A 19835-nucleotide genomic window follows, 5' to 3' on the forward strand; every position below is an offset into this window, starting at 1 on the left:
AAAGGGGATGGGGAGTTTTGAAAAGACTCAACATGTTTTTCTTTCCGTATGCTGGAGCTTCCGTATCGGTTTATGAAAGGTGGAAAAACTTGCTGTCTCCTTCCATTACACTAGTCACTGTCGAGCTTCCGGGGCGAGGAAGACGTTTCGGTGAGCCGCTGCTGACTTCTGTAGATGAGATAGTGGAAAATGTTCAGCATACGCTGATTCCACATCTCGACGGCAGTCCATATGCGATGTTTGGACATAGCCTGGGCAGTATTATCGCCTTTGAAATGAGCCGTAAACTGAGCAGTCTCGGATACCCGGAGCCTGAACACCTTTTCGTTTCGGGCCGTGCTGCACCGCATGTCATCGAGAATGAGAATATGCACTTGATGCCGGATGATCTGTTTCTGGCTAAGATTCAGGAATTAGGAGGAACACCGCGGGAATTTTTTGAGAATCAAGATTTGTTATCTTTGTTCTTGCCGATTTTGAAATGTGATTACCAAGCATCCGAAACCTACCGATTCCATAATGATGATCGCAGCCCATTGTCATGCGACTTGACCGTATTCTCGGGTTTGCAAGACGGGGATTATGATCCGATGGAGTGGAGCGAACATACGACTGGCCGATGCGAAGCTTTTGCCTATGAGGGAGGGCATTTTTTTCTTCATGATCATGCGGAGCAATTGGCGGAAAAAATTCAATCACGACTGTTACAGCCGGGGAGGTGCTGTGATGAATAGTTTAGTCGAGCTCATTCGGATGCGGGGTGATAGTGTCAAAGGCATCACCTTCATCCGCAACGGCAAAGAGGAAGCTGCGATAACCTATGGGGATTTGTTGCAACGTTCATCTGCACTGCTCAAACGTATGCAGGATAAAGGGCTGCAGCAGGGCAGGGAAATTGTGTTCCTTCTGGAGGATCAGGAATTGTTCCTGACTTGGTTCTGGGCCTGTCAGCTAGGAGGGATGATTCCGGTTCCCTTATCCGCCGGTGCGAGCGAGGAGAACAAAAGAAAGCTCATCAAGGTGTTTCAAAAACTTCATGCCCCTCTTCTGGTAATTGAGGACAAGCGGGTTCTCGAACGATGGGAAGGGGAAGCGGAGTCGGAATCGGAAGATCAGATTACATTCTTTAGAAAGTTAAGGGATACGACCTGGCAGACAGGAAAAGAGGATTTGTTCGAAGGTCCGACGGGAGAAATACATCATCCAGACCCTAATGATCTTGCTTTCATACAGTTTTCTTCCGGATCCACCGGTGATCCCAAAGGCGTCATGCTGACGCACGCTAATCTGCTTGCGAATATGCAGGCAATTGTGGCTTGCTCCGAAGCAACGGATCAAGACTCCTCCCTCAGCTGGATGCCGCTTACTCATGATATGGGGCTGATCGGTTTCCACCTGACTCCGTTGCTGGCTGATATGCAGCAATATATGATGCCGACTGCTCTATTTATCCAACATCCGACGATGTGGTTTCAGAAGGCAAGCGATCACCGTATTACGACGCTGGCGTCCCCAAATTTCGGGTATAGTCATTTTTTGAATTTTTACAAGAAGGATCGGGCAACGGGGTGGGATCTGTCCCGCATCCGTTTGATATTCAACGGTGCAGAACCGATATCGGCCAAACTGAGCAGACAATTTACAGAAGAGATGAGCGCATACGGACTCCGTTCTCATACTGCATTTCCCGTGTACGGTATGGCGGAAGCCAGTCTAGCGGTGACGTTCCCGCCGGTTGATGAGCCGCTCCTCGACATTCGGATTGAACGTGATACCGCCGTAGGAGAACCTGTCAGGGAAATTGCCGGGGACGATGTGGGAGAACTTTCGGAGTTGTCGTTTGTCGATCTCGGGATGCCGGTGAAGTATTGTCAAGTTCGTATTTGTGATGATGACGGGAATCCATTATCTGAACGAACGATAGGTGAAGTTCAAATCACGGGACCGAATGTGACCAGCGGGTATTATAACGACCCGGTGGCTACAGGCAAAGCGATCGGGGAAGATGGGTGGCTGAGAACCGGGGATTTAGGTTTCATGCGTAACGGTCGCTTAGTCGTTACAGGCAGAAAGAAGGATATTCTGTTTGTGAACGGTCAGAATGTGTACCCGCATGATTTAGAGCGAATCATCGAAGAAATGGATGCAGGCAAATTACGAAGAGTCGCCGTATGCGGCGCATTTAACGAACAGTTGCAAAGTGATGAAATCATCGTATTCGCCGTATATCGGGGCAGCATCGAGTCGTTTGCTCCCCTTGCGGATAATGTAGCCAAATTTATTCGTGAAAGAGCGGGCTACGAAATTGGCTGGGTACTGCCTGTAAAGCAATTGCCGAAGACAACGAGCGGCAAACTGCAGCGATATATTCTCGCAGACCAGTACAAAAACGGTCACTTCGATCAAGATAAAGAAGCACTCCAGCAAATCAGGAAGAGTTCGGAGCAATTGCGTGAGGCCAAGTGGTCCGAGGATGAGACGGAGCGAGCATTACAGCGGTTATGTTCAGAAGTATTGCAAACGGGACCGCTGGATGTGAATGATTCTTTACTTGATATCGGTATCAATTCCTTAAAGGTGATGATGCTGGTTTCCGCCGTGTCCGAGAGGTTTGGCGTAGACCTGTCCATTCGGGAGGTGTATTCGGTTCCTACAATCCGAGAGCTGGCCAAGGTGGTGAAAATGTCCAGAATTGAGGAACGAGGACCAATCGAAAAGGCAGCGCCACGTCCGTACTATCCATTAACAAGTGCGCAGAATCGGATCTATATGCAAGAGCAGCTTGGGGGAATCGGTGCTACATACAATATTCCGGCCTCTTTAAGCATGAATGGTTCCGTTGACTTGAACCGTGTAGAACAAGCGCTGCAAGAGCTGGTCGACAGGCATGAGTCGCTTCGGACCTCGTTTCATTTTGTGAACGGGAAAGCAGTGCAGCAAATTAAAAACAAATCAAAATTCAGCCTGGGTAGGGTACAGGCGGAAGAACAGGAACTTTCCCGTATAATGGAACGTTTTGTTCAACCATTTGAAATATCGGAGGCGCCATTGTTCCGAGCCCAAGCGGTTCGGTTGGGGGAATCCAGCTACGTCTTGCTTCTGGATACGCATCATTTAGTCTGTGACGGGATTTCTTTAAACGTGCTGATTGATGAATTCAGAATGCTCTATCAAGGGAACACGCTTGAAGCGGTCCCGATTCAATATAAAGATTATGCATTATGGTCGCTCACTGAACGAAGCGGAAAGAGGATGGAGCGCCATCGGACTTACTGGATGCAGCGTCTTGAGGGACCGCTTCCGATACTGGAGATGATCACGGACCACGCTCGTCCAACCGAGCGGACTTTCGACGGAAATCAGATTAAGCTCCCTATCCCTGCTCGAACCGTCCAAAAGTTGAATAAGCTTGCAGCTGCGCGCGGCGCCACCGGTTATGGGATATTATTGTCCATTTATACTGTCTTGCTGCATAGGTACACATCGCAGAACGACTTTGTCATCGGCGCCTTAACGGGAGGACGGATTCGGCCGGAAAGTAACCGGGTGATCGGGATGTTCAACAATTTCTTACCGATTCGCCAAGAGGTGCATGCGGAGCAATCATTCATCGATTTGCTGCACCAACTGAATGATACCTTGCTGGATGCATACGATCATCAGGAAATGCCGTTTGACGAGATTGTGGCGAATTGCGGAATCGTACAGGATCGATCCCGTAATCCTTTATTCGATACGATGTTGATTTACCATAACCAAATGGATGGAAAAGTGGGCTTTGAAGCAAACGGAGTCCGTTTCATCCAAAGGGATATACCGGGGAGAACTTCAAAGCTCGACCTGAAGTGGGATATATTCCCCGGCGCTGACGGACAATTGGATTGCGTGCTGGAGTATAACTGTAACTTATTCGATCGAGATACGATGAATCGGTTTGCCGAGCGGTTCATCCAACTGACGGAAGAGGCGGCCGAGCACCCGGAGCGGCCTGTGGGCGAATTGGAAATGATGACGCCCGGGGAGAAGGGGGAGCTTGTTCAATGCAGTGCCGGAGAAACGGTGGAATACCGCCGCGAGGCGACGCTGCATGGACTGTTCGAGGAACAGGTGCGAAAGGATCCGGATCAAGTGGCTTGGAACCTGGATTCCTCAGCTCTAACCTATGGGGAATTGAACGAACGGTCGAACCGGCTGGCCCGGCATCTACGGGATTGCGGTATCGGTCCGGATGTAATCGCCGCCGTGGTAATGGAGCGCTCAGCGGAGATGATGGTCGCCCTGCTCGCCATACTCAAAGCTGGCGGCGCTTATCTGCCGATATCGCCGGATTTCCCGGCCGAGCGGATGTCGTACATGCTGGAAGACAGCGAAGCAAGAGTGGTGTTGACGCAAGGGAAGCTGCTTAGTGAATTGCGCGGGGAGCTCGCTGCATGGAACGGAGTGTGGGTGGATGTGTCCGCGAAGATTGGTCCTGAAGAGAGTGATTCGGCAGACAGGCAGGCGGATAACGATAATTTGGAACCGCTCGGAAACTCACAGAATTTGGCCTATGTGATCTATACTTCCGGCTCAACCGGCCGCCCGAAAGGGGTCATGGTGGAGCATCGCTCCGTCGTGAACCGGTTGAACTGGATGCAGAGAGCCTATCCGCTGTGTGACCAGGACGTTATTTTGCAGAAGACGCCGTTCACATTCGACGTCTCGGTATGGGAGCTGTTCTGGTGGGGACAAGTTGGAGCTAAAGTGTGCTTCCTGGCCCCGGGGGGCGAGAAATACCCGGCAGAGATTATCGAAGCGGTATTCAGGCATGGCGTAACTACGATGCATTTCGTGCCATCGATGCTGAATGCGTTTCTCGACGAATTGGAGACGAGACCGGAAGGCATTGGCAAACTGGGAAGTTTGCGATATGTGTTCGCCAGTGGAGAGGCCTTGACAGCACGACAGGTGAACCGGTTCCGGGCGCTGCTTGGAGGCAGCGAAGGCGAAGAAGCCGGCGGAGTACGGCTGATCAACCTGTACGGACCGACCGAGGCCACGGTGGATGTCAGTCACTATGATTGCTCGGGTATGATGGAGGTCGTTGACCCGGTGCCGATTGGGAAGCCGATTGACAATACGAGACTTTACATTGTGGATAGCGGTAACCGACTGCAACCGGTGGGCGTAGCAGGGGAGTTGTGTATTGCCGGCGACGGGCTGGCAAGAGGGTATTTGAACCGGAATGACTTGACGGTCGAGAAGTTCATTCCGTGTCCGTTTGAAGCGGAATCGGGCGGAGTGATGTACCGGACGGGTGATCTGGCCCGCTGGCTTCCCGACGGCAACATTGAATATTTGGGACGGATCGACAACCAAGTGAAAATCCGGGGTTATCGCATTGAGCCGGGTGAGATCGAGGAAGCGATTTTGAGGTTTGAAGCGGTGAAGGAAGCGGTGGTCACAGCCCGGAAGGATACGCACGGCAACGCCTACTTATGTGCGTATTACGTAACGGAGCGTGATGGGTTGCTTGAGCCGTCCGAACTGCGCAGCGAACTGAAGACTCACTTGCCGGGTTATATGGTTCCGGCGTTTGCGGTTCGGCTGGAGAATCTTCCTTTGACGGTTAGCGGCAAGATTGACCGGAAGGCGCTGCCGGAGCCGCAATCGCAGCATACGGCAGAGGAAGGGGATTATACCGCTCCAACCGGGGAGACGGAAGAAAAGCTTGCGGAGATTTGGCAAGAGGTGCTCGGGGTGGAGAAGGTTTCCGTGCACGATCATTTTTTCGATCTGGGAGGGAACTCCTTAACTGCGGCGCAATTGACGATGAGGATTCATCGATCCTTCGGTCGGAGCTTACCGCTTCGCGATTTGTTCCGTACGCCGACTATAGCGGGTCTGGCTAGCCAATTGGAGTTGCTGGAATCAACCGGGGACTACTCGGAAGTTGTACCGGCAGAGTTAAGGGATGCATATCCGCTAACCCCTGCCCAGAAGCGTCTATTCTTCCTAAGCAGAATGGAAGATCAAAGCCGGGCTTACAATTTGCCTGTTGTCATTGAGATCACAGGAAGCGTGGATGCGGGCCGGTTGGAGGAAGCATTCATGAAACTCATCGAGCGGCACAGTTCTCTTCGAACCGCATTCGTGCTAAAGGATGGAGTTCCGGTTCAAATGATACGTGAGAACGTCGGCTTCGAGCTTTTCACTGCCGATATCGGGAATAAATCACTCCAGGAGTGGTACCAGAGATTTGTAACTCCGTTCGATCTTGCAAACCCTCCGTTGTTAAGGGCAGCCCTGATCAATGAGACGGATGAAAAGCGATATTTGCTGTTTGATATGCACCACATTGCCGGAGACGGCTTGTCGATGGTTGTGCTGCAAAATGAAGTGATTGCCTTATACGAAGGGAAGCCGCTTGCCGAGCAGACGGTGCAGTACAAAGATTTCGCATTGTGGCAGCTTGGGGAAGCAAATCAGCGCATGCTGGAGAAGCAGCGGCTTTACTGGCTGGATGCGATGGCGGGAGAACGGCCCGTGCTTGACTTGCCGATGGATTATGCCAGACCGTCGCTGAAGAGCAACGAAGGCGGCCAACATACATTCATTATTCCGGAAAGACTGGCTTCCAAGCTGAATGCCCTTGCTTCTCAAGCGGGCGCAACACCTTATATGGTACTGCTATCCGTCTTCCATATCCTTTTAGCCCGAAGTTCCGGTCAAACGGAGATTATGATCGGAACACCGGTTGCAGGAAGACCGCAAGCATCGCTTGAATCCATGATCGGTATGTTTGTGAACACGCTGGTCATTCGGAATCGTATGAACAACGGGCAAAGTTTTAAATCGTTTCTGGAAAGCGTCCGTACGACTGCGCTGGGTGCGTTCGACAATAGTGATTATCCATTCGAGGAATTGGTCGATGAGCTCGGAATAGCCCGGGATTTAAGCCGAAACCCGCTATTCGATGTCATGTTCGTTATGCAAAATATGCAGCGGGCGAAGCCGCAGATCGGTGAGGTCACCTTTCATTCATTGGATATACCGACGGGCGTCTCAAAATTTGATTTATTACTGGAAATTATGACGGACGAAATGGATGCATATGCATACAAATGCAAATTCGAGTACAGTACGAAGCTGTTTAAAGCCGCAACGATCGCACGATTTGCAGAGCGGTTCATCCAGCTGGCCAATGAGGCGGCCGAGCACCCGGAGCGGCCTGTGGGCGAGTTGGAAATGATGTCGTCAGGGGAGAAGGAACAGCTTGTTCAATGCAGTGCCGGAGAAACGGTGGAATACCGCCGCGAGGCGACACTGCATGGACTGTTCGAGGAACAGGTGCGAAAGGATCCGGATCAAGTGGCTTGGAACATGGATTCTTCAGCACTGACCTACGGGGAATTGAACGAACGGTCGAACCGACTGGCCCGGCATCTCCGGGAATGCGGTCTCGGTCCGGATGTAATCGCCGCAGTTGTAATGGAGCGCTCAGCGGAGATGATGGTTGCCCTGCTCGCCGTACTCAAAGCAGGCGGCGCTTATCTACCGATTTCACCGGATTTCCCGGCGGAGCGGATGTCGTACATGCTGGAAGACAGCAAAGCTCGATTCGTGTTGACGCAAGAGAAGCTGCTTGGTGAATTGCGCGGGAAGCTTGCTTCATGGAACGGTGAGTGGGTGGACGTGTCTGCGAAGATTGGTCCTGAAGAGAGTGGTTCGGCAGACAGGCAGGCGAATAACGATAATTTGGAACCGCTCGGAAACTCACAGAATTTGGCCTATGTAATCTATACTTCCGGCTCAACCGGCCGCCCGAAAGGGGTCATGGTGGAGCATCGCTCCGTTGTGAACCGGTTGAACTGGATGCAAAGAGCTTATCCGCTGTCTGATCGAGACGTCATTTTACAGAAGACGCCGTTCACGTTCGACGTCTCGGTATGGGAGCTATTCTGGTGGGGACAAGCCGGCGCTAAAGTATGCTTCCTGACCCCGGGGGGCGAGAAAGACCCGGCAGAGATTATCGAAGCGGTATCCCGGCATGGCGTAACTACGATGCATTTCGTGCCATCGATGCTGAATGCGTTCCTCGACGAATTGGAGACGAGACCGGAAGGCATTGGCAAACTGGGAAGTTTGCGATATGTGCTCGCCAGTGGCGATGCCTTGACGGCACGACAGGTAAACCGATTCCGGGCGCTGCTTGGAGGTAGCGAAGGCGAAGAAGCCGGCGGCGCACGGCTGATCAACCTGTACGGACCGACCGAGGCCACGGTGGATGTCAGTCATTACGACTGCTCAGGTCTGATGGAGGTCGTTGATCCGGTGCCGATTGGGAAGCCGATCGACAATACGAGGCTTTACATTGTGGATGTTGGAAATCGTCTGCAACCGGTGGGCGTAGCAGGGGAGTTGTGTATTGCCGGCGACGGGCTGGCAAGAGGGTATTTGAACCGGAATGACTTGACGGCCGAGAAGTTCATTCCGTGTCCGTTTGAAGTGGAATCGGGCGGAGTGATGTACCGGACGGGTGATCTGGCCCGCTGGCTTCCGGATGGAAATATTGAATACTTGGGACGGATCGACAACCAAGTGAAAATCCGGGGTTACCGCATTGAGCCGGGTGAGATCGAAGAGGCGATATTGAGACATGAAGCGGTGAAGGAAGCGGTGGTCACAGCCCGGAAGGATACGCACGGCAACGCCTACTTATGTGCGTATTACGTTACTGAGCGTGATGGAAAGCTTGAGCCGTCCGAACTGCGCAGCGAATTGAAAGCCCACTTGCCGGTTTACATGGTTCCGGCGTTTGCGGTTCGGCTGGAGGAGCTTCCTTTGACGGTCAGCGGCAAGATTGACCGGAAGGCGCTGCCAGAGCCGCAATTGCAGCATACGGCAAAGGAAGGGGACTATACCGCTCCATCCGGACAGATGGAAGAGAAGCTGGCGGCAATCTGGCAGGAGGTGCTCGGTGTGGAGAAGGTTTCTGTGCATGACAACTTCTTTGATGTTGGAGGCAACTCCTTACTCCTGCTCCGCATGCAGCATGAATTAGATCGTATGGCACCGGGCGCTGTGAAAATAACCGATTTGTTCGCTCATCCGACTGTAACCAAACTGGCGGCTTTCATCGAGGAACGGCAACGGGATGGGAATCGTCCATGGCCGGTACAACCTGCAGTGTTGCCTGTTTCTTTCTTCACGGTTTCTGGGCAGAATCAACAAGCGACTGTACTTGAAAGTCGGCTGGATTCGGAAACAACTCAACGCTTGAATACCTTTGCCCAAGCGTATAACACCGATCTTTATGCAGTTCTCGTGACGTCTTACTTATTCGTCCTTGGCAAACATGCGCATGCGAAGGAGATGACAGTCCAGGCGGCATTACCAGGGCAAACACTGGTTAATGTTGGGCAGCAGTTTGAAGGAATTACCGACTTCTCTGAATTGCTAGACAGTGTATCCCAAGGAATGTCTAATGCCGGCAATTCTCTCATCTATACTGCTGACGAAATGAGGCAGCGGGGTGTGAAAAAAGATGACCATGAGGCGTATCCCTTGGTCCGATGGAAGAAAGACGGACAATGGGGAAGCCGTGAACTTCATTGGTTTGACTTCGTATTGTCCGCCCAACAGGATGCCAGGGGCGTAGAATTTAGTCTCGATTACAACGGCAGAAGAATGAGAAGAGAGAAAATGAAGGCCCTCTTATCAGATCTTATGAAATTCCTTGTTTATTTATCCGAACAGAGCATGCAGAAGGAAGGGGCCGTGTGAGGATGAGGAAGGAGGAAGTGAATGGATGAAGCGATTAGCCGTTTTATTTCCCGGGCAAGGATCGCAGTACAACGGAATGATGAAGGAAGATTATGAGCGGTACAGTGTGGTCAGACAAACGTTTGAAGAGGCGTCAGATACGCTCGGGTATGACATGGCTGCCTTGTGTTTTCACGGCGGGGAAGAGAAGCTGGCCCAGTCGGATCTGACACAGCCTGCCCTCTTGACCGCAGGAGTAGCGTCCTATCGGCTTTTTGTCCAAGAGACGGGTATACGACCTGCAGCGGCGGCAGGGCATAGCTTGGGCGAATATACTGCGCTAACTTGTGCAGGCGTGTTGAAATATTGCGATGCCCTCCAGCTCGTTAGGGAAAGAGGACGTCTTATGATGGAAGCATCGGCGTCCGGCCTTGGCAGAATGCTTGCCGTTAGCGGCATTACTGAATATGAAGCGGCAAATATGTTAGAGAGGATGCGGGATGTAAAGATCCGTCCTGTGATTTCCTGCTATAACTCCTCCAAGCAAATTGTACTTTCGGGAACGACAGAAGCGGTAACGGCAGCCGAAGAGCTGCTGGCCGCAGAGGGAGTAAAGTTATCTTCCTTAAAAGTAAGCGGAGCTTTCCATTCCCCACTCATGGCGGAAGCAGCGAATGAATTGGAAGAGCGGCTTAGGCGATATGAATTTGGAGCATTCACTTTTCCCGTGATTTCCAACATCCAAGGGGAGATATATGGGGCGAATGCTGAAGAGATCATCGGCAGCTTAAAGCGTCAGATGACGGAGCCTGTCCGTTGGCGGCAAAGTATAGCCTGCTTACTGAAACGCAGCATGGATGCGGTTGTCGAGCTAGCTCCGCGCAAAACGTTAGCCAGGCTGTTGAAGGAGGACTATCCTGCATTTCCAGCATACTCGATGGATGACCAGACTGATCGTCAAGTTGTGTTCTCCCCGTCTTTTAAGGCGAACTACCAATATACGGAGCGTCGTGTGTTGGAGGAATATTTGGCGATAGCGGTATCTACCAGAAACCACTGTCATAATGAGCAAGTCTATCAAGAGCAAGTAGTTGCTCCGTATCGTCAATTGGAAGGTCTTTTGCTGAATCTTGAACATAACAACGCGGAACCATCTGCCGAGCAGTTAAGGGAAGCATGGAATTGGTTGAAGTCTATCGTCAATGCGAAAGGAGCCGAGATTGAAGACTATGGTAACCCATTTGAAACAGAAGGGATGTTTACACGATGAAGAAGCAGGTTGGAAGCGTGATCCTGAAAGTGGTTGTGCTGCTAGGACTGTATCTCGTTGTATTTGAAGGCCAAGTATTCATCATGTCGCTGAATGAGTCCTACAAAAAGCTGCTGCAAAACAATGTGCCTGTATGGCTATTGATTAATTTCAGCGTGATGTATCTGTTGCTTATTGCGCTATTTGGTATTCGAAATCGGGTGAGTAAGAAGGAAAAGACAACATTTTTCGAAGAAGCGGGATTCCGGCCGATCAGCGGGAGAGATCTCTTGCTTTCTCTGACGATTGCGATTAGCTGTGCTTTTGTTTTCATCGGACTGATGAAGCTCCCGTTCCTTCCACAGCCGGCACTTCATCAAATGCAGGCGTACGTGGATATATTCGGGCAGGCGGAATTATTTATTTTTACTCTGATCGGGGTTGGACTTGCCGGGGCATTTATGGAGGAAATTTTCTTTAGAGGACTTGTGTTCAATCAGCTTCGCAAAGGGCTGCCATTTGCAGCAGCTTACTTGATTCAAGCTGTCATATATGCCATCTTCCAGCCGAATTTAACGATTACTGTCTATGCCTTCTTCCTGGCACTTATTTACGGATTTCTCTATACGAAAACAGGTTCCATTTGGTCAACGATTTCGATTGCGGTAATCGTGAATGTTCTAATTGTAAGTGCAAATGAAGCCGGTATGATTGACCGGATTGCACAGGGCAGTTTGCTTGGTTATGTCATGTTGCTGATCGGGTTAGGGGGGATCGTTACAGGATTGATCCTGTCGGCAAAACGTCCGGAGGAACAGGTTCAGGTTCAGGCCGCAATGGAGTTTGCAGCAAAGGCTAAACCTTACCTGGTGATGATAGGAAGGCTTGTCGTATTTATAGCCATCTACTATGCCGTTCTTCAGCCGCTGGTGTACTTATGGTACAACCAACTGACGAAGATAGATGCCTTTCGTCCCTGGCTAACGGATGCCCGAAACGGGAACTGGGGGCTGGTATTGAACGATTTTATCGCCATTCCGGTCTATTACTTCATTATGCGCAGGTATCAGAAGAGAGACTTGATTCAAGTATGTCGCTTTGAAAAAATCCCTTTCCGCAGTGTGTGGCAAATTGCTCTTCTCTCGATATGTATGGGGCTGTGGGTAACAAGCATGGTGAAAATCCCCGCGGTTTCGGAAACGTTCCCGCAGTTTGAGATTTTGTTCAGTTCATTAATTGGCGGCGCGCCAATCGCTTTCCTTATCTTCTTGGTCGTACATTCGATCTACAAGGAAGTGTTGTTCAGAGGATTGGTTTTCAATGAATTAATAAGTGTTTTGCCGCTCGGTTTTGCGCTGGCCGGTAATGCGTTGGTATACGGTTTGCTGTTCTTCAATCTCGATCCGGCGCTGACGCTTTACGGGGGGATGGGGACGGTCATTTTCGCCCTTCTCTATTATTGGTACCGTTCGATATGGGCGTCGATCGTCGCGGAAATCGGATTGTTCGCCACCTATTATATTGCCCGAAACCTGTATAGCATGTTTGAGATCGGCTTTAACATGTACTTTGTTATCCTCATCGCCATCTGCTCGCTGGCTGTGCCTCCGCTAATGTATCGTTTGTGGAAGCAAAGTCCGTCCTATGAGGCGAAAAGTGCAGTTACAGTAAGCACAAGTCAACTTCAGGCAGAGGCAGGGGGGAGATAAATGATCGATTTAGTTGGATTCTCGTTTGACATGGAAGAAGATGACTCAGAAAAGGTAGAGATCAAAGAAAGCTCTCTTCAGGATATCGCCGTAATCGGGATGTCCGTATGTCTTCCCGGAGCCGACCACATCGATCAATTTTGGCGCAGTTTGGCCGAGGGAGAAGATTTAGTTTTTCCTTTTCCTGAAGAGAGAAAACGGGATCTCCGGGATTACGCCGAAAGAATTGGACTTGATCTTGATCATACCGATTTTTTCAAAGGGGCATACTTGCCGGAAATTGATAAGTTTGATTACCCGTTTTTCCGTTTGTCGCCCAGGGAGGCCGGTTTGATGAATCCGAACCAGCGTCTCTTTCTGGAAACGGTCTGGAAGACGATCGAGGATGCCGGATATGGAGGAGGTCAGTTGAAGGGGACCAAGGCGGGGATTTTCCTTGGATATTGTGCAGATGCATTTCATGACTATAAAAAACTGATCGAAAACCTTGACCCTACTGGAGTCTCGATGGCGGTTCCCGGTAATTTGTCCTCCGTCATCGCCGGGCGTATCTCTTATCTGCTGGATCTAAAAGGGCCTGCGATCACCGTGGACACCGCTTGCTCATCGTCACTGGTTGCGATTCATCTCGCTTGTCAGGCATTGCGGAGCGGAGATTGCGATACAGCGCTTGCCGGTAGCGTGAAGACATTAGTCTTCCCCGCAGATACCGGGATTCGAATCGGTATTGAGTCGTCCGATGGCCGGGCGAAGTCCTTTGATCACGGATCGGATGGAACCGGAATGGGCGAAGGGACCGCTGCGGTAATGCTAAAGCCTCTAGCCCGCGCCATCGCAGATGGAGACTCGATATATGCAGTTATCAAGGGTTCGGCCGTGAATCAGGACGGCAGCTCTATCGGGTTATCCGCTCCGAATGTGGCAGCACAGGAAGAAGTGATCGCTGATGCGTGGTTGAATGCCGGTATCGATCCGGAGACCATTTCCTATATTGAAGCGCATGGAACAGGAACGAAGCTCGGGGATCCGATTGAAATCGAAGGAATTCACCGGGCGTTTCGCAGATTTACTTACCGCAAACAATTTTGTGCCGTAGGCTCGGTCAAATCGAATCTGGGGCATTTGGACAATGCGGCGGGTGTGGTTGGATTCGTAAAAGCTTGCCTGGCATTGAAGCATAAGCAGCTTCCTCCGAGCCTGCATTTTAACAGGCCGAATGCATCCATCGATTTTATCGAGTCTGCGGTCTATGTCAATCGCCGGTTGAAGCATTGGGAGGACGAAGGGCATCCGAGAAGATGCGGAGTCAGTTCGTTCGGTCTCAGCGGAACGAATTGTCATGTCGTGTTGGAGGAAGCACCTGTACTGGAGGGAACACATGACACCACGATGTTCACAAATCGGCCGGGCCCGAATTCGAATGACAGTGAACAATATTTGTTTACGCTGTCCACGCAGAGTCTGTCCTCGCTGTCCAGATTAGTAAATGCTTATGCCGATATGTTGTCTGATGAGGACCGCCACTGGAATATCGGGGACCTTTGCTATACGGCGAGCTTGGGGAGAAGCCATTTTAGTTACCGGCTTGCGTTCGTCGTAAAGAATGTAAATGAAGTTATGGAGCATCTAAGAAGGCTTCAGCTTAACTCCGAATTACTGTCATCACTTACAGCATGCAATCCGGAAACAACATCAAGGAAAAACGAGTGTTGGGATGAGCTTTCGCTTCAAGAATGGCGGGATTTATATATCTCAGGTGCGGACATCCCGTGGAGTTTGCTTTATCGCAGCGGTACCTACCGCCGAGTGCATTTACCTTCGTACCCGTTTGATAAACATCGCTGCTGGGTGGAGAACAATTCTCCCCCTATTCGTCCTATTATGGCTCCCCTGGGCGAGGGGACGGAGCAGGCAGCAACATCAGCTAGAAAAGTCAATCTGACGGGACGGGCAGAAGGACACTATTCTCACACGGAACAGCTCATTGGCAACGTATGGGGACATGTTCTTGGATTTACAGAACTTAATATCCACGACCATTTCTATAGTCTGGGCGGGGACTCCATCTTGGCTTACCAAGTTGCTGTCAAGCTGGCAGAGCATATTGGAAAGCCGGTGGAAGCGGTTGACATCCTAAGGTGCGAAACCGTAGCACAATTAGCTGCTCATTTGGATCAGCAGGTCGAGCAAGGGCCATCAAACGGAACTGCAAGTATAACGAAAGACCGATATCCGCTAACCTCCTCACAGCTTCGGATTTTTATTCAAGAGCAAACCGGAGGAATCGGCACCAGCTATAATATGCCGCTTGCCTTTCGAGTAAGGGGAAAGGTTGACCATGCGTCAATGGAGCGTGCTTTGCAGCAATTGATTAATCGGCATGAGGCGTTACGTACGACATTTGCGATGGAAAAAGGCGTCCCGGTTCAAATCATTAGAGAGCGGGCGGAAATGGACCTGGAGCGTTATGAATCAGCGAATGGCGGAGTATCGGACATTATCACCCGGTTTATTCGTCCTTTTGATTTGAATGCCGCGCCATTGTTCAGAGCCGGACTCATTACGATCAACCCCGATGTCGAGGTGAATGAGCAAGAGCAACATGAACATGTGCTCATGATAGATTCACACCATCTTGTCTCGGACGGATTCTCCACGGCAATTCTGGTCAAACAGTTCTTCGAGCTCTATCAGGGCAAGAACCTGATTCCGCCAGCGTACCAATACCGGGAATACGTAGAATGGTGTGAACAATTCGATAACTCCGATGTCATGGTGAAACAAGAGTCTTTTTGGATAAACCAGCTTGAACAAATGTGTAGTCCGCTGCGCCTGCCGCTGGATCATCACAGGCCGAAGGTGAAAACGTTCGCAGGAAGACAGATCGGTTTTCGCATTGAAAAATCTACGAGTCAGCGTATCAGGCAAGCTGCGGCAGAGAATCACACGACTCCGAATGTGATGCTGACTTCCTTGTATGGTCTGACTATTCTTAAATACGCGGACCAACAGGAGGCTGTCGTCGGATCGATTGTATCCGGACGGGGACGTCCAGGGCAGGAAAATGGCGTCGGGATGTTCATTAATTTTGTCCCGCTGCGATTCCGTGCAGAGAGCAATTGGACGTTGCAGCAATACATTGAATCGGCAAAGTATCTGATGACGGTCTGTTATGAGAATCAGGACGTTCCGTTTGAACGGATGGTGGAGTTGTATAACCGGCCTGTGGATCGCTCACGGAATCCGATTTACGATACGATGGTGGTTTTTCATAATGAGTACCGAATGACGGGCTCGGATCAGATGCGTGTTGATGGGCTCCAGTTTGAGCAAATGGAGCTTCCGATCGACACGGCGACTCTAGATATCAAGCTTGATGTGTTCCTGACGCAAGAAGGCGAGCTGGATTGCAAACTGAATTATAATGTGGACTTATTCCAAGAACGGACGATGTTACGTTTTATCGATGATTTTCAGCGTGTGATCGCCGGTTACCTGGAAGAGCCTCAGCAACCTGTCGGGAATGTTAGATTGTTTGACGAACAGGAAGAGGCTGAACTGGCTGAACGCCGGAAGTTGAATGATGGTTTGAAAGATTCCTTGAGTAAAGAAATCGTCGTGAACGCTACGTTCACTTCAGAGCCGATTGGGGGGCATTTGCAATGGTGGATGCAACAATTCAGTATTCCGGCTTCCGTTCGACTTGGCGGCTACAATCAAGTGTTTCAACAATTGCTGAATCCTTCGGATCAATGGGATGGCGGGGACGGCTGTAGAGTCATGCTAATCCGTTTTGAAGATTTAATCGGCGGCGCCGAGGCTGCACGAGATTCAGTGTACACCGAGTTGGAGCGTCACTTTACGGATTTGCTGGGCTTGGTTCAAGCGGCTGATAAGTCGGTTCCGTACCTGTTTGGCATATTTCCTACATCGACTCATCTGGGCTACCCGGACTCGCTTCTTCGTTATCTTGACCAATTATATGAACGGTGGAAGCAGGCGCTAGAACATATTGACCAAGTGTACACCGTCGACTTCCGTGGAGCAAGGCAGAATTATTCCGTTTCTGAAGTGTTCGACCCAATCACAGATCGGGCGGGGCATATGCCGTTCAGCGAGGAATTTTATGCGGTGATGGGTACTTTACTTGCCCGGAAGGTTATTTCGATGGTTGCCGCACCGTTCAAAGTGATCGCGCTGGATTGCGATAACACGTTGTGGCAAGGCGTTTGCGGCGAAGACGGTCCGCTTGGCGTCAAAATCGAGACTCCCCATTTGCTTCTGCAAAAATGGATGCTGGACCGGGCGCAAGAGGGACAGTTACTGACGATTTGCAGTAAAAACAATGAAGCCGACGTATGGGAAGTATTTGAGCAAAACCCGGATATGCTGCTGAAGAAAGAACATTTTGCCCATTGGAAAATCAACTGGCTGCCCAAATCGGACAATTTGAAGCAAATGGCGAAGGAACTGAATTTAGGAGTCGATAGTTTTGTCTTCATCGATGATAATCCTCTGGAATGCTCGGAGGTCATGCAGAACGCCCCGGATGTGCTGACACTGCGACTTCCGGCTGAAATACGTTATATGGAGAAGTTCCTGTCTCATATTTGGGCTTGGGACCGCATGACAATTACCGAGGAAGACCAGATGCGCACGCAATTATACGCTGCGGAGCGTCATCGCAGAATGAACCGGGAGGCATCCGCCGCTACCCTAGATGACTATTTATATGGATTAGGCCTAAGGATGAGCATGCGGACGATGGATGATGCGGAGGTCGTTCGAGCGTCACAATTGACGATGCGCACGAATCAATTTAACTTGAACGGCATTCGATTGACGGAGGATGCGCTGAATGAAAGGAGATCGCAGAACGATTGTTGGTGCTGGGTAGTTGAGGCATCGGATCGTTTCGGTGATTACGGCATTGTCGGTGTGGTTCTGGCTTCATCCGATGAGGATCTGCTCCAGGTTGATGCCTTCCTGCTTAGTTGTAGAGTGCTTGGCCGGGGGATCGAGGATGCGGTGTTGTCTCAATTGAAACGGGTTGCCGGAGCAAACGGATTGCATGGAATCGTGCCGGATTATCACAAGACGGATAAAAATGATCCGTTTCTTTCATTCTTGCAGCGGGTCGGTTGGGACTACGAGAAGAATGATGTGATCCGGTTGGATCAAATTTCGGATTGTCCGGGCTATGTGGAACTCTATTTCGAATCTCTCTATGAGAAGCCGGAGAACGAAGCGGTATCATTGCCTGAGTATTTTGTACCTGCTTCAGATTCGGCAACACCTCCTAAACAAACTGTAGAAGATACAACAACAGTCGCGATAATGGATGATTGGAACCCTGAAATTCACTGGCTGCCGTCCGGCGAAATTCCGGATCATGTCCGTCACCAGGCATACATGAAAGTCATTTCTTGCAGTCGTGCTGATCTCTTGTTGAATATTGCAGTCAGCGAGTTTACTGGATTGCAATCTGTACCAGTGAACCGGAAGCCTTACGAAGCTCCTTCCACCCCGACGGAGCGGCGTCTCGCACAAATCTGGACGGAGATGTTGGGCGAATCCCCCGGAAGACATGATCACTTTTTTGAAATCGGCGGGAACTCTCTCAAAGCGGCTTCGCTCGTCTCAAAGGTTCATCAGGTGTTTGGTGTGGAACTGACGATAGGAGACATGTTCACAGAGCCGTCCTTATACGAGTTGGCCCAAATGATTGATAGCTCGGAAGCGTCGGGTTTTGAAACTATTGAATTATGCGAGGCGCGGGATTATTATCCCGTTTTGTCGGCTCAGAAGCGCTTGTTCCTGCTCCATGAAATTCAAGGTAATCAGGACGGATACAACATGCCTGGTGTCCTGCTGCTTGAGGGACAAGCAGATATCGAGCGAATGGAAACCGCTTTGCAATCCGTAATTTCGCGTCATGAATCATTAAGGACTTCATTCACCTGGGTGGACGGAGAAATCGTGCAGAAGATTCATTCGGATATGAAGTTCAATTTGGAGTTGCACAATCAAGTCCCCGATAACAACGTCGACTCGTTGATTCAAGCCTTTGTCCGTCCGTTCCGGCTGTCGGAACCGCCTCTGCTGCGGGCCGGATTTATTACAACCATATCGGGCAAGCAAATGGTGCTGATCGACATGCATCATATCATTTCAGATGGCGTTTCGCTTGGTAATCTGATTCAGGACTTTGCTCGGGCTTATCGTGGAGAGGTTCTTCCGCCACTTCAACTGCAAGTCAAAGACTATGCGGTTTGGCAAAAGAACAGGCTGGAGTCGGGAGGAATGGAAGAGACCCGGAGATTTTGGTTGAATTCTTACTCAACCCCAGTTCCCAAGCTAAGCATGACAGCGGTGCAGGAGCGGCGTTCTACTGATCAGAACGAAGGAGCGTTACTTTCCTTCCGGGGAGATTCCGATTTGCGCCGGAAGCTGGCTGATTACGCCTCCAAGAAAGGCGCAACATTATTCATGGTACTTATATCCGCTTACTACGTGCTCTTGTCCAAATATTCGGGACAGGAAGATATCGTTATCGGCACACCGGTAGCAGGTAGAATTCGGCCTGAGCTTGAACCGCTGATCGGCATGTTTGTTAATACGCTAGCACTTCGGAGCTATCCTGCAAGGGATAAAACATTCGACGAGTACGTAGTGGAGAATCGGGATTTGATATTGAAAGCGTTGCGGCATCAAGAGTATCCGTTCGAGCTGTTGGTTCAGGAACTGGATATTTCTCTGCAGAGAGGTCAGAATCCATTATTCGATACGATGTTCGTTATGCAAAATATGGACCCTTTCCGCTATGAGTTCGAAGATTCGGTACTTTCTGAATATTTCTTCGACTTTGGAGTGTCCCGGTTTGATCTGACGATGCAAGTGCGGGAGTTGAATGATGAACTGAATTTCACGCTCGAATACCGGACCCATTTGTTCCGTAAGGAAATGATGGAACAGCTTTCCTTGCATTACATTCGGATTCTGGAGCAGATTGCGAGTGATCCAGAGGCACGACTGCAGGATATACGTATTCTCGGAGATGAGGAAAGGGCAAGCGCAGTTGAGCGTATTCGCACTAATCCAATGATGGAATTTGCCGAATTTGACTTCTAGAC

General features: G+C 50.3%; 5 protein-coding genes. All 5 read left to right on the top strand.

Annotated elements, in window-relative coordinates:
* The first annotated feature begins 17 nt into the window (after window positions 1–17).
* Genes KB559_RS10535 through KB559_RS10555 form a run of 5 tightly spaced genes read left to right on the top strand, consistent with a single transcriptional unit; the run spans window position 18 to window position 19833 of the window.
* Complete coding sequence (locus KB559_RS10535; protein ID WP_211021694.1) at window positions 18–734, top strand: thioesterase II family protein; 717 nt, start codon at window positions 18–20, stop codon at window positions 732–734.
* Window positions 727–9765, top strand: a complete 9039-nt coding sequence (locus tag KB559_RS10540) for a non-ribosomal peptide synthetase (RefSeq protein WP_211021695.1) — start codon at window positions 727–729, stop codon at window positions 9763–9765. Before KB559_RS10535 ends, KB559_RS10540 begins: the two co-directional genes overlap by 8 nt.
* Window positions 9766–9790: 25 nt before the next feature.
* A complete protein-coding gene (gene fabD / locus KB559_RS10545) occupies window positions 9791–11014 on the top strand; it encodes an ACP S-malonyltransferase (protein ID WP_211021696.1) in 1224 nt (407 codons plus the stop codon).
* Entirely contained in the window at window positions 11011–12702 is a 1692-nt protein-coding gene (locus tag KB559_RS10550; RefSeq protein WP_211021697.1) for a CPBP family intramembrane glutamic endopeptidase, read from the top strand. The genes fabD and KB559_RS10550 overlap by 4 nt, the downstream gene beginning before the upstream one ends.
* Complete coding sequence (locus KB559_RS10555; RefSeq protein ID WP_211021698.1) at window positions 12703–19833, top strand: HAD-IIIC family phosphatase; 7131 nt, start codon at window positions 12703–12705, stop codon at window positions 19831–19833.
* The last annotated feature ends 2 nt before the right edge of the window (window positions 19834–19835 follow it).

The sequence above is a fragment of the Paenibacillus sp. Marseille-P2973 genome, from assembly GCF_018101095.1.
Taxonomy (GTDB): domain Bacteria; phylum Bacillota; class Bacilli; order Paenibacillales; family Paenibacillaceae; genus Fontibacillus; species Fontibacillus vini.

Bases quoted from the DNA above. Each gene is read 5' to 3' on its own strand.
- KB559_RS10540 (WP_211021695.1), top strand. From the start codon at position 727: ATGAATAGTTTAGTCGAGCTCATTCGGATGCGGGGTGATAGTGTCAAA.
- fabD (WP_211021696.1), top strand. From the start codon at position 9,791: ATGAAGCGATTAGCCGTTTTATTTCCCGGGCAAGGATCGCAGTACAAC.
- KB559_RS10550 (WP_211021697.1), top strand. From the start codon at position 11,011: ATGAAGAAGCAGGTTGGAAGCGTGATCCTGAAAGTGGTTGTGCTGCTA.
- KB559_RS10555 (WP_211021698.1), top strand. From the start codon at position 12,703: ATGATCGATTTAGTTGGATTCTCGTTTGACATGGAAGAAGATGACTCA.